A 14,434-nucleotide genomic window follows, 5' to 3' on the forward strand; every position below is an offset into this window, starting at 1 on the left:
CATTGGATGTGACTTTGCAATGTAGCGATACTGCAGGTTTGACAACTGCGCAGGCCAATGCTCCAATAGCTACTGATAATTGTGGAGGAACGGTGACTTATACCAAAGTTTCAGGGGCTTTCGTGGCCGGAAACTGCATAAACTCCGGAACTTATACCAATACCTGGACTGCTACAGATGTTTGTACCAATGTATCGACTGTATTTACTCAAACCATTACAATTCAAGATACTACCGCACCAACATGGACAACTGCTCCAGCCGCATTGGATGTGACTTTGCAATGTAGCGATACTGCAGGTTTGACAACTGCTCAAGCCAATGCACCGGTAGCTACTGACAATTGTGGAGGAACAGTTACCTATACCAAAGTAAGCGGTCAATTTCAAGGAGGAAATTGTGGAAGTACAGGAACTTACACCAATACCTGGACTGCAAATGATGTTTGTAACAACACCTCAACAGTCTTTACTCAGGTAATTACAGTTCAGGATACTGCTATTCCAACCTGGATTACACAAGCAGGAACATTAGATACTACATTACAATGTAGTGATGCTGCTGGATTAACAGCTGCGCAAAATCAGGCACCTACTGCTACCGCAAATTGTTCAACCGTCACTTACACCAAAACGAGCGGTCAGTTTGTAGCTTCAGGGTCTTGCAGCAATGCCGGTACTTATACTAATACTTGGGTTGCCGTAGATAATTGTGGTAATACTTCCGGTACTTTTACACAAATAATCACTATCGAAGATACTACCGCGCCAACATGGACAACTGCGCCAGCCGCATTAGATGTGACTTTGGAATGTAGCGATACTGCAGGTTTGACAACTGCACAGGCCAATGCTCCAATAGCTACTGATAATTGCGGAGGAACGGTGACTTATACCAAAGTTTCAGGAGCTTTTGTTGCAGGAAACTGCATAAACTCCGGAACTTATACCAATACCTGGACGGCTACGGATGTTTGTACCAATGTATCGACTGTGTTTACTCAAACCATTACAATTCAAGACACTACCGCGCCAACATGGACAACTGCTCCAGCCGCATTGGATGTGACTTTGCAATGCAGTGATACTGCAGGTTTGACAACTGCACAGGCCAATGCTCCAATTGCTACTGATAATTGTGGAGGAACGGTGAGTTACACCAAAGTTTCTGGGGCTTTCGTTGCAGGAAACTGCATAAACTCCGGAACTTATACCAATACCTGGACAGCTACAGATGTTTGTACCAATGTATCGACTGTATTTACTCAAACCATTACAATTCAAGACACTACAGCGCCAACATGGACTACGGCTCCAGCCGCATTGGATGTGACTTTGCAATGTAGTGATACTGCAGGTTTGACAACTGCTCAGGCCAATGCACCGGTAGCAACTGACAATTGTGGAGGAACGGTGACTTATACCAAAGTTTCAGGGGCTTTCGTGGCCGGAAACTGCGTGAACTCCGGAACGTATACCAATACCTGGACGGCTACAGATGTTTGTACCAATGTATCGACTGTGTTTACTCAAACTATTACAATTCAAGATACTACCGCGCCAACATGGACAACTGCTTCAGCCGCATTGGATGTAACTTTGCAATGTAGTGATACTGCAGGTTTGACAACTGCTCAGGCCAATGCACCGGTAGCTACCGATAATTGTGGAGGAACAGTTACCTATACCAAAGTAAGCGGTCAATTTCAAGGAGGAAATTGTGGAAGTACAGGAACTTACACCAATACTTGGACTGCAAATGATGTTTGTAACAACACCTCAACAGTCTTTACTCAGGTAATTACTGTTCAGGATACTGCTATTCCAACCTGGATTACACAAGCAGGAACATTAGATACTACATTACAATGTAGTGATGCTGCTGGATTAACAGCTGCACAAAATCAGGCACCTACTGCTACCGCAAATTGTTCAACCGTTACTTACACCAAAACGAGTGGTCAGTTTGTGGCTTCGGCATCTTGTAGCAATGCCGGTACCTATACCAATACTTGGGTTGCCGTAGATAATTGTGGTAACACTTCCGGTACTTTTACACAAGTAATCACTATTGAAGATACTACCGCGCCAACATGGACAACTGCGCCAGCCGCATTGGATGTGACTTTGCAATGTAGTGATACTGCAGGTTTGACAACTGCTCAGGTCAATGCACCAATAGCTACTGACAATTGTGGAGGAACGGTGACTTATACCAAAGTTTCTGGGGCTTTCGTTGCCGGGAACTGTATAAACTCCGGAACTTATACCAATACCTGGACCGCTACAGATGTTTGCACCAATGTATCGACTGTATTTACTCAAATAATTACAATTCAAGATACTACCGCTCCAACATGGACAACTGCGCCAGCCGCATTGGATGTGACTTTGCAATGCAGTGATACTACAGGTTTGACAACTGCTCAGGCCAATGCTCCAATAGCTACTGATAATTGTGGAGGAACGGTGACTTATACTAAAGTTTCAGGAGCTTTCGTAGCCGGAAACTGCATAAACTCCGGAACTTATACCAATACTTGGACGGCTACAGATGTTTGTACCAATGTATCGACTGTATTTACTCAAACCATTACAATTCAAGACACTACTGCGCCAACATGGACAACTGCGCCAGCCGCATTGGATGTGACTTTGCAATGTAGTGATACTGCTGGTTTAACAACTGCACAGGCCAATGCACCAATAGCTAGTGATAATTGTGGAGGAACGGTGACTTATACTAAAGTTTCAGGTGCTTTCGTTGCAGGAAACTGCGTGAACTCCGGAACCTATACCAATACCTGGACCGCTACAGATGTTTGTACCAATGTATCGACTGTATTTACTCAAACCATTACAATTCAGGATACTACCGCTCCAACATGGACAACTGCGCCAGCCGCATTGGATGTGACTTTGCAATGTAGTGATACTGCAGGTTTGACAACTGCTCAGGCCAATGCACCGGTAGCTACTGACAATTGTGGAGGAACAGTTACCTATACCAAAATAAGCGGTCAATTTCAAGGAGGAAATTGTGGAAGTACAGGGACTTACACCAATACCTGGACTGCAAATGATGTTTGTAACAACACCTCAACAGTCTTTACTCAGGTAATTACTGTTCAGGATACTGCTATTCCAACCTGGATTACACAAGCAGGAACATTAGATACTACATTACAATGTAGTGATGCGGCTGGATTAACAGCTGCACAAAATCAGGCACCTACTGCTACCGCAAATTGTTCAACCGTCACTTACACCAAAACGAGTGGTCAGTTTGTGGCTTTGGCATCTTGTAGCAATGCCGGTACCTATACCAATACTTGGGTTGCCGTAGATAATTGTGGTAATACTTCCGGTACTTTTACACAAGTAATCACTATTGAAGATACTACCAAACCAACCTGGACTACTCTAACGGGAAGCTTAGATATTACAATCCAATGTAGTGATGCGGCAGGTCTAATTGCTGCGCAAGCCAGTGCACCTGTAGCTACCGATAATTGTGATAACGATGTGACCAATATCGTTAAAACCAGTGGTCAATTTGTAGCTTCTCAGTCTTGTGGAAATTCCGGAACCTACACAAATACCTGGACCGTTAAGGACAATTGTGGTAATACTTCCGATACTTTTACACAAGTAATCACTATCGAAGATACCACTAAACCAACCTGGACTACTCTGACCGGAAGTTTAGATATTACGATCCAATGTAGTGATGCAGCAGGTTTAATCGCTGCACAAGCCAGTGCGCCAGTAGCTACCGATAATTGTGATAACGATGTGACCAATATCGTTAAAACCAGTGGTCAGTTTGTAGCTTCTCAGTCTTGTGGAAATTCCGGAACCTACACCAATACCTGGACCGTTAAGGATAATTGTGGTAATACTTCCGATACTTTTACACAGGTGATCACTATCGAAGATACCACTAAACCAACCTGGACTACTCAGGCCGGAAGTTTAGATATTACGATCCAATGTAGTGATGCGGCAGGTTTAATTGCTGCTCAAGCCAATGCACCAGTAGCTACTGATAATTGTGATAGCGATGTGACCAATATCGTTAAAACTAGTGGTCAGTTTGTAGCTTCTACATCATGCGGAAACTCCGGAACCTATACCAATACCTGGACTGTTAAGGATAATTGTGGTAATACTTCCGATACTTTTACACAGGTGATCACTATCGAAGATACCACCAAACCAACCTGGACTACTCTAGCGGGAAGTTTAGATATTACGATCCAATGCAGTGATGCGGCAGGTTTAGTTGCTGCACAAGCCAATGCACCAGTAGCTACCGATAATTGTGATAGCGATGTGGCCAATATCGTTAAAACCAGTGGTCAGTTTGTAGCTTCTACATCATGCGGAAACTCTGGAACCTACACCAATACCTGGACCGTTAAGGACAATTGTGGTAATACTTCCGATACTTTTACACAAGTAATCACTATTGAAGATACCACCAAACCAACCTGGACTACTCTGGCCGGAAGTTTGAATAAAACCATTCAATGTAGTGATACCGAAGAGCTGACAACTGCACAAGCCAGTGCGCCTGTAGCAACCGATAATTGTGATAGCGATGTCACGATCGAGAAAACTACAGGACAGTTTGTACCCTCTGCTACTTGTGCAAATGCCGGAACCTATACAAACAGTTGGGTAGCAAAAGACAATTGCAACAATATTACAGATACTTTCACTCAGGTGATTACGATCGAAGATACCAGCAAACCAGTCTTTAATGGAGTCCTTCCTGCGAATATTACAGTATCATGTGATAAAGTTCCTCCACCGGCTAATATAACAGCATCAGACAATTGTAATGCTAATGTGCCGGTAGTTTATACTGAAACAAAAAACAGTATTGAAAATGAATGCAGCACAAATTATACACTGACCCGTACGTGGACCAGCAGCGATTGTAGTGGTAATACAACTTCCTACACACAGCTAATCACCGTTAGAGATACTACTCCGCCAACAGGAACAATTCCGGCAAATGTTACTTTACAAAACATAGCAGATATTCCTGTTGCCAATACGGGAGCCGTAACCAATACTGCCGATAATTGCAGCCAAACTGTAACGGTAACCGTAAGTGATTCTAATAATGGAGGCACCGGTTGTGGAAGCAGCCCTTATATCTTAACAAGAACATACACTTTATCCGATTGTGCCGGCAATAAAACAATACTCGTACAAACCATAACCGTTTTGCATGAAATTGTTGCGACAGCTCCTTTTGCAATTGAAGCCTGTAATGCCGATACTTCAACGGTTGATTTATTAGGTCCGTTGCCTAGAAATACTTCTACAACCGGTACTTGGATTGATACCAATAATACCGGTGCGCTAAATGGCAGTGTTGTAACTACTTTTGGACTTCCGATTGGTAACTATTCATTTGAATATCAAATAAAAGATGAAGCCTGTCCAAGAAGTTTAGTAGTAAACCTTTCGATCAATTATGATTGCAAAGTTTTGGCCTGCGGAACGATACTGGTTCATAATGCATTCTCTCCTAATAACGACGGTATAAACGACCGATTTGTTATCGACCATATTGAAGACACAGCTTGTTATCCTGACAATAGTGTCGAAATATATAACCGTTGGGGGGTATTAGTATTCGATACTAAAAATTACAACAATACCACCAATGCTTTTGATGGCATTTCAAGAGGAAGAACAACAGTAAGTCAATCAGATGGTCTTCCAACAGGAACTTACTTTTACATTCTTAATTACACCTCCGTAGATGGAAATGGTGCAATACAAATGAACAAAAAAGACGGATACTTATATCTTTCCAGATAAGCAGATGCCATCCTGATTGCATAATTCATCAGTGATCAGGATGGTTTTCAATTGAAAAACTCATGTAATAAATTTCTGAGTTCATTCAGCTTATTTTTTTAAGATTCAAAAGGCAATAACAATATTAAAATAATTTACCTACTATGAAAACAAAATTACTTTCTTTCGTCCTGGTATTTACTGCTATAGTAAGTTATGCACAGCAAGATGCGCAGTTTACACAATATATGTACAATACCATAAATATCAATCCGGCATATGCGGGCTCACGAGGAGCATTAAGTATTTTCGGATTATATCGTACACAATGGGTTGGACTTGACGGAGCACCGGAAACCAGTACCTTTTCTGTAAATACTCCAATAAACAATAGTAATTTGGGAGTTGGAGTTTCGCTGGTCAATGACAAGATTGGGCCTACAAATGAAAATACTTTTTCTGCAGATCTTTCTTATACCATACAAACCTCAGCAGATTTTAAACTTTCATTCGGGATTAAAGGCTCAGCCAATTTTTTTAATCTCGATGTTACTAAATTAAATCCGGAAAGCCAGGGTGATCCACAGTTTCAGGACCTGAACAATAAATTCTCTCCCAATGTAGGAGCCGGAGTCTACTGGCATTCAGATAAAGCCTACATCGGTTTATCAGTACCTAATTTTATCGAAACCAATCGGTACGATGATAATGATTATGCCATTTACAAAGACAGAATCAATTATTATTTAATTGCCGGGTATGTTTTTGATCTTGACAGACTTCAATACATCAAATTCAAACCCGCTTTACTCACCAAAATGGTTCAGGGAGCCCCGCTTCAGGTAGACGTTTCTGCCAACTTTATGTTTATGGATAAACTTGTGTTAGGTGTTGCCTACAGATGGAGTGCCTCGCTTAGTGCTATGGCCGGGTTTCAGATTAATGATGGTCTGTACATAGGATATGGTTACGACCGTGAAACCACTAAATTAAACAATTACAATTCTGGTTCGCATGAAATCTTCCTGCGCTATGAATTCTTCAGAAAAAATAGTAAAATGACAACTCCTCGTTTCTTCTAAAATTTTTTATCATGAAAAAATATATACTCCTTTGCACCACCGTAGTAAGTGTTTTTTTATCTAACAGTTTTGCGCAACAGGGTAAAATTGTTTCCGGAGACAAAAAATACGATAACTATGCCTATATCGATGCAATTAAAACGTATCAGAGAGTAGCCGAAAAAGGTTACAAATCAGAAGATCTCTTTAAGAAGTTAGGTAATTCCTTTTACTTCAATTCCGAATTCGAAAAAGCAGCAAAATGGTATGGTGAATTATTTGCTCAGAACACTGAAGTTGAACCTGAATATTACTATCGATATGCACAATCATTAAAATCAACCGGAGATACTGCCAAAGCCAATCAAATGATGGATTTATTCCGACAAAAATCAAAAAACGACAGCAGAGCCAAACTATATGAAACAGATAAAAATTATCTGGATAAAATAAAAGCCAATTCGGGCCGCTACACTATCGAAAATGCAGGAATAAACAGTAAATACTCCGATTATGGAACAGCTTTCTATCAACACAAAATTATATTTGCCTCAGCCAGAGATACCGGTAATTTCAGTCAAAGAATTCACAAATGGACTGGTGAGCATTTTACCAATTTATATCAATCCGATATCGATGAGAATTTTAATCCTAATGCTCCCAAAAAATTCAAATCTAAAATAAACACCAAATTCCATGAGTCGACTCCTGTTTTTACAAAAGATGGAAAAACTGTTTATTTTACGAGAAACAATTATATAAATGGGAAAAAAGGGAAAAATGAAAGTAAAATTACTTTAGTAAAAATATACAAAGCTACATTTGAAAACGGTGAATGGACCAATATAACAGAGCTTCCTTTTGACAGTAATAATTACAGCACGGCACATCCTGCTTTAAGTCCTGACGAAAAAACACTCTATTTTGCATCGGATATGCCAGGATCAATAGGACAATCTGATCTCTACAAAGTAAGTATTAACAGTAATGGAGAATTTGGCATTCCTGAGAATTTGGGCCCAGGTGTTAACACCGAAGGAAAAGAAAGCTTTCCCTATATAAACGATCAAAATGAAATTTACTTTGCGTCAGACGGACATCCGGGACTGGGAGGTTTGGACGTTTTTGTTGGAAAATTAAGCAATACCGGCGTAAGTAATGTTCAAAATCTTGGAGCCGATATCAATTCTCCTAAAGATGATTTTGCTTACATAATCGATACCAAATCGAAAAAAGGTTTTTTTAGTTCCAATAAAGATGGCGGAAAAGGCTCTGATGATATTTATCAATTTTTGGAAAGAATACCACTAACCTGTGTTCAGGAATTATACGGAACTATAACTGATCTGGCTACGGGAGAAGTCTTACCACAAACCAAACTAAGTTTATATTCCGACAGTAATAAAGTCATCGCAACAACCAACTCTGATTCAAACGGAAGCTACACTTTTCCTGTAGAATGTGGGGCAACTTACTTCCTGAGAGCTGAAAAAGAGAAATATTATACCAAAGAAGAAAGTATAACAATCTCAAATAAAAATGGAAGAACAAATTTATCAATAGCATTAGAAAAATCGGATTGCCTGGTAACCATAGGTGATGATCTGGGTAAATGTTTTGGCATTAAAATGATCTATTTTGATCTGGATAAATCAAACATTCGCACAGAGGCAGCTTTAGATTTAGAAAAAATACTTGATGTACTAAACCAGTATCCGAATATGAAATTAGACATTCGTTCTCATACCGATAGTCGGGCAACATTTAAATACAATGAAGCCCTATCCGACAGAAGAGCCAAATCTACCATACAATGGCTGATCAAAAATGGTATCGCACCACAGCGATTAACAGGTAAAGGATACGGAGAAACTGAACTGGTAAACAAATGTTCGGATGGAGTGCCTTGTACCGAAGAAGAGCACCAAATGAACAGACGTAGTGAATTTATTATTACGGCTTTATAATAAAAAAGTACCAATCAATTAATTTTAGGTTCGATTTTTGTTTTACTTTAGATTATTAATAATTTAATACCATTTGAAATCATGAAATCACTAAAATACTTCTTTATTGCAATGACATTCATTGCCGTAAGCTCTTTACAGGCACAGGTATCGGTTAATGTAAATATTGGAACACCTCCGGCATGGGGTCCGGCGGGTTATACAGATGTCCGTTACTATTATTTACCGGATCTCGAGATGTACTACGACATCAATGCATCCAATTACATTTACATTAGTAATGGAAAATGGATCAGAGCAAGAAATTTGCCGAGAAGTTACAGAAACTATGACCTTTATAACGAATATAAAGTGGTACTAACCGATTACAGAGGCAATTCTCCATATGACAATTATAAAACTCACAAAGTAAAATATGGTAAAGGCTACAAAGGAAAACCACAAAAAACAATTGGTCAAAAACCGGGGAAAGGGAACAACAAAGAATATAAAGAATATAAAGATAATGGGCACGGAAATGGCAATGGACATGGAAAAGGGCATGGACATGGCAAACACTAAAACGTAAAAAAGAAAGGGGGTACTTGGCAAGTACTCCCTTTCTTTATATAATAAATCATTTTTCGCGCTGCGCAAATGTCTCTGACTTTGCGCCAACTTGCAATATCTAATTTAAAGCATATAAGTAATAAAGTGTCAGACTTTAAAAGTAAATTTCTTAGATGTAATTTCCAGAAAAGAAAAGATTTAAAACAATATTAAAAAATAACGGTAAAAAGTCAGGAGACTTTTATAAACTGTAATAATTCATAAGTGCAAAAAAAAAGCGCAAAGTCAGAGACATTTGCGCAGCTTTTCATGAGAACACTTCGGGAAACGAGAGATGATCATTGAGCAAAACAAAGTTAATTTTCTACTCATCAAATCTGAAAACAACCGAAGATTTTTCAAGCTTAACTACAGTATCAATTCTATATAAAAAACTAATTAATTCTCCTAAAATCGCAGGTGTAAACATTGCCCTAACAAACTTTCTTTTTCCGTTAAAGTAAACAATTATAGTCTTAACAGCACCATCACAACATAACATTTCGTCATTTAAATTTAAAGTTACCACTTTTGATTGAATAATTAACTTCTTCAATTCTTCAAAAGTTTGAAGATCGAGTTTCCCCTTAAAACTTCCAGACCTGTCGTTATCTCTCGAGGATTCTGTCTTAAAAAAAACACTATTCATTTTAATTTCCCCCTTAGCATTAATTTCTAAGTTTATTTCCGGGCAATCACCAAAACAATAAGATGCATGAAAAATAATTCTTTCAAACTTAAAACCATCATCTCTTATATAATCTTGTTTAATAAATTTAATTGGCTTTTCAGTTTCAAAAAATGAAATAGAATTTTTACTTGAAGGTACAACAATAAGCGTACTATCATTTAATGTTAAGATTTTTAAATCATATCTATCCGTATACATTTTCTTCAAATTATCGGAATAGAAATATCTTGATTGAAAACTAATCGTATCGTCTTTTAAACTCAAATAAAAATCATCATTGCTTAGACGTTTATTTGTCAAATAATTTGCAGTTGTCATTGTATCCTTGATAGATATAAATTCATTATCCTCAGACACCCAATCCCCTTTAAGCTTTTCTATCTGACCAAAAGAAAAATTACTCACTATTAGAAAAACTAACACAATCAAAACTTTCATCTATTATTTTTTTAGTAAACACAATCAGACTCAATTATACTAACTTATGAGATACAACGTAATTTTTCACAAATCAAGATAGTACTTGACCATTATAGATTATTCTAAAGGAACTGGAACCACCTCCCATATCATATAGCTGCCATCTTTTACTTTATGAAGTATATATATCTTTTTTGACAAATAATTCATTTCATTACTTATAAATCTATCCTTATTTATATAATCAATTCCTTTAATAGATTTTATCCTTTTTGTAGGCTTTCCAATCGACCAAAAATCCAAAGAGAAATTAGGACGCTTTCCCATTTCTGGCAAATATTTTGGTTTTATGTTCTTCAAATCTTCAAAATCCTGTATTCTCTTTTTACCTCTATAAGAATAAAGCTTAGTAATACTATCTCGTGATTTTTTACTTTCAAATTTTTTCCTATAAAACCCAAACGATATAGAACTTGTATCTTTTGAAAAACTATATCTAGTAGTTTCTTTTTTTAGATCCAAAAATAAAATCACGGAATCAATTTGTTTTTCTTGAGCATGTGCGTAACTATTTATTAATAAAACAAACAGAAAAAAAAGTTTTTTTATTGTCATGGCATATCAGAATTTAAGAAGTTATCATAAATTGCTTTAATTTCTAATCTTTCTTGTAACGGTACATTTCTGCATGTAGTATTTCATGTATAAAATCCTTAGTAAATGACTACACGTTCAGATTCAGACCTTTTAAAGCGTTTCATAAGCCGTAGCAGACCATTGCAAGTAAGTTCCATCCTTTAACCTATGAATGATATAAGTAGGATTAGAGGTTATATATCCATTTTTTTGAAACTGTTTAATGTTAATAAATTCTATACCTTTTAAAGATTTTATTCTCTTTGGCTTCTCATTTAAAACATACAGACCTACTGAAAAGCTTGGAAGTCCAATACTATCAGGATCATCTATTTGATTACGATATTTCTCCGTTACTCTCTCTCTTTCTTTTTTAGATTCATACTTTTTTATATAAATACTAAAACTAGCACCGGTTGTATCTTTATTAATAGAATATTCTCGTAGAGATTTATCTTTTAAATCTAGATATAGAGTAATCAGCTTATTTCCTTTTTTTTCCTGTGCTATTAATGCATTAAAAAAAAGAATCGCGACACATAAAGTCATTTTTTTCATTACTAGCAATTAATCAACCACCTCCATAGTATATGTTTTCCATTTTAAATAAGTACCATCTTTTAGTTGATGAATAATATAACTCGGGTCTTTTACAAAATAAATACTATCTTGAAATTGTTTGATGGTTATAAATTTAATCCCTTTTAATGATTTTAATTTTTCAGGTTTTCCACCCCAAGAATAAAACCCTATAGAAAAAGTAGGAAGTCTTACCTCACTAGGGTTTATTCCACTTGTTCTGATATTTTTTACCATATCCTTATAAACCTCAGTTGCTTTGTCTCTTTCTTCTTTAGATTCATATTTTTTCACATAGATACTAAAACGGGCCTTCATTGTATCTTTATCAATAGTATATTCTTTTACTGCTTTACTTTTTAAATCTAAAAAAACTATCTTACTATTTCGTTTTTTTTCTCCTTGCGAAAATGATAAACAGAAACAATTTAGAAATAAAACAATAAAGATTTTTTTTATTGTTGACATGGTGTATTTGCGTTTTTAAAATTAATGTAAATATCTATTAGTCTCAATCTCTCAACTTTAGGCATATTTACCCAAGCAGCAGTAGGTTGTGGAGGCAAACCAGTTATCTCGTTAGGCTCATCTTTACCCATTAAGCCCCACCAAGCTATAGCAGTATAAAGATCTTCAGCTTGTGTATTATCGTATTGTTTAAGAATATCTTTAATCGTCTTTATCGAAAGTTGTGCCATATACTCATGCTGAGGATCAGAAATTGAACCTCCGATAGGGATATCATACAAATACATGGTATAATATTCTGCTATTTTGGGTTCATCGTCACGAATGCTTTCTATAAATTCTGCTGACCATGGTATTTCCTTCTTCCCTGAAAGCGCTAGAAGTTTTTCAAACATTTCTGCATGTAAAATTTCATGTGCAAAATTCTTAGCAATATTAAGAGCCGGAGTATTTAATTTTTCAGGGTTAAATTTTATCTCAATTAAACCATTTTTAGGCTGATAAGTTACAGCACTTGCATTTGGATGCTTAGGATCAATACCAACACTTAATGTTAAATTGGCCAGAGAAAAATCTCCGTCAAATTTCTTTAAATAATTTTGAAAAGTTGCTGAACCTCCTAGTTGTGTATAAACTCCCATCAAACACTTATTATCCGAAAAAGTAGGATCCAATATTACTCTGTATTTCAAATCGACAACACTTCCCTCTTTTAAGGCATCAATCATCGCCAAAGCGAAATTCTTATCTTCCTCGCTTGGATTGTTGTAAACCAGACTGTATACCAAATTAAGTGCCTCCGGAGTATTCATGAGGTAAATCATTTGCGCTTTACTAATCTTAATTTTTGTCTTAATAACTGCTATCGCTTCTGAAGCTGTACTCACCGGAACATAACCTGCAGGTGGTGTCTGATCCGGGCAATCACTTGCTTTTTTACTTGTACCGGGCGCTTTTACCAAGGGTCTAAAGTAATAAAAATAATTCGCTCCGCTCGCCCCGTTAGCACCAGGCGTAACTCCGCCGATAATAGTAGTACCTCCTCCACTGTAATAGGTAGTTGTTCCCACTGAAACAGAATAAATTCCACCACTACTGCTTGCAGACACATTATAACCGGCAACTGTGGTGTTAAACCCTGAAGATGTCGAAGGTGTACCTCCACCACCCCCAACTGCCCCTCCAACTGCTCCTGTATTACTCCCTGAACCTGCGGGAGGAATAAAGATTTTAGGGCAAGGATCGTCTCCACTATTTGATTTGCCTGTAAAACTTCCCGTATTTTGAGTTACAACGCCCATTTCTGTAGCTCCTCTAAAATAATTAAAATCGAAATTATGCGATTTGAAATTAGGAAAATCAGCCGGATTACAAGTGTACTTTAATATATACTGTGATTGCTCCCCGGTCGGCAAAACATTAATGACCAGATTGTAAAATACATTCTCCGGACTATCTTCATAAATAAAACTGATGCTGTAATTGGTCACATTCTCACTGTCGGTTGTTTTAACAATGTCCTGAGTCGCAAATATAGCATCCTGTAAATCATTACCGCTTTCGCCGGAACGTGCAGTATTATTATTAGTATCCGGAGTTATATAATCTCGTATATCTGCCGGCAGCCCTTTTAAATTTAAGGAATTGCTCTTAAAAGGAGCTGTTACCTTTACTTCTTTATCCTCATTAGACAAATCTCGTTCGCATCCTAAAAGAACAATACTAAGTATTATAAAGTTTAAAAATTTAGCAGTCTTTAATTTCATCATTTGTTTGTTTTTTTGCTCCTTACAAACATATGAAAAAATTACAGAAATTACCTACTATTACTTAAGTGAATTTCTGAAAATAACCACTTTAAATTTCGGCTGTCACTTCCTTAATCGTACAGAATTTAGAGTCTCTGCAGAATTTCTCTACCGAAAAATATTTTGTATACTCATGTTTTTATACCGTTTAATTGTTACTTCTTAATATTCCTTGCCTTTTCCCCTGTTCTCCGAAGTGCTCTTCTTTACGCTGCGCATTCTATGATAAAAAACAAATAAAATCATTAAAAATTAAGATGCAAATTTATAAGTATTTATGTAAGGAGTTTCTCACGCTCTACGAAGCATATCTCACAAGCGCTGCGCAAATGTCTCTGACTTTGCGCCAACTTGCAATATCTAATTTAAAACATATAAGTCATAAAGTCTCAGACTT

Annotated in this window: 9 protein-coding genes; 4 read left to right on the forward strand and 5 right to left on the reverse strand. The window is 37.1% G+C overall.

The annotated features are described in order from the left end of the window. The 4 genes from BHE19_RS01950 to BHE19_RS01965 form a co-directional block, all read left to right on the forward strand. A partial coding sequence (locus BHE19_RS01950) for a gliding motility-associated C-terminal domain-containing protein (protein ID WP_131799983.1) occupies positions 1 to 5,840 on the forward strand: 5,840 nt, incomplete at its 5' end. A gap of 143 nt (positions 5,841 to 5,983) precedes the next feature. Then, positions 5,984 to 6,901, forward strand: a complete 918-nt coding sequence (locus BHE19_RS01955; RefSeq protein WP_070905736.1) for a PorP/SprF family type IX secretion system membrane protein — start codon at positions 5,984 to 5,986, stop codon at positions 6,899 to 6,901. Positions 6,902 to 6,912: 11 nt separating this feature from the next. After that, positions 6,913 to 8,847, forward strand: coding sequence for an OmpA family protein (locus tag BHE19_RS01960; protein ID WP_070905737.1), 1,935 nt, complete (start codon positions 6,913 to 6,915; stop codon positions 8,845 to 8,847). 81 nt (positions 8,848 to 8,928) lie between these two features. Beyond that, positions 8,929 to 9,408, forward strand: coding sequence for a hypothetical protein (locus BHE19_RS01965; protein WP_070905738.1), 480 nt, complete (start codon positions 8,929 to 8,931; stop codon positions 9,406 to 9,408). 352 nt (positions 9,409 to 9,760) lie between these two features. On the opposite strand, the gene BHE19_RS01970 is transcribed toward BHE19_RS01965, so the two are convergent. From BHE19_RS01970 to BHE19_RS01990, 5 genes are all read right to left on the reverse strand, one after another. After that, entirely contained in the window at positions 9,761 to 10,564 is an 804-nt protein-coding gene (locus BHE19_RS01970) for a DUF6438 domain-containing protein (RefSeq protein ID WP_070905739.1), read from the reverse strand. A 99-nt stretch (positions 10,565 to 10,663) separates the two neighbouring features. After that, positions 10,664 to 11,161: a hypothetical protein gene (locus BHE19_RS01975; protein WP_070905740.1), complete on the reverse strand. Its 498-nt coding sequence runs from the start codon at positions 11,159 to 11,161 to the stop codon at positions 10,664 to 10,666. Positions 11,162 to 11,293: 132 nt separating this feature from the next. After that, positions 11,294 to 11,740: a hypothetical protein gene (locus tag BHE19_RS01980; RefSeq protein WP_123923561.1), complete on the reverse strand. Its 447-nt coding sequence runs from the start codon at positions 11,738 to 11,740 to the stop codon at positions 11,294 to 11,296. A 9-nt stretch (positions 11,741 to 11,749) separates the two neighbouring features. After that, positions 11,750 to 12,229 (reverse strand): hypothetical protein, encoded by a 480-nt coding sequence (locus BHE19_RS01985; protein WP_070905742.1) that lies wholly within the window; start codon positions 12,227 to 12,229, stop codon positions 11,750 to 11,752. Further along, positions 12,217 to 13,998, reverse strand: coding sequence for a hypothetical protein (locus BHE19_RS01990; RefSeq protein ID WP_123923559.1), 1,782 nt, complete (start codon positions 13,996 to 13,998; stop codon positions 12,217 to 12,219). Before BHE19_RS01990 ends, BHE19_RS01985 begins: the two co-directional genes overlap by 13 nt. Positions 13,999 to 14,434: the final 436 nt, after the last annotated feature.

The organism is Flavobacterium tructae (assembly GCF_001853485.1).
GTDB classification, from domain to species: Bacteria; Bacteroidota; Bacteroidia; order Flavobacteriales; family Flavobacteriaceae; genus Flavobacterium; species Flavobacterium tructae.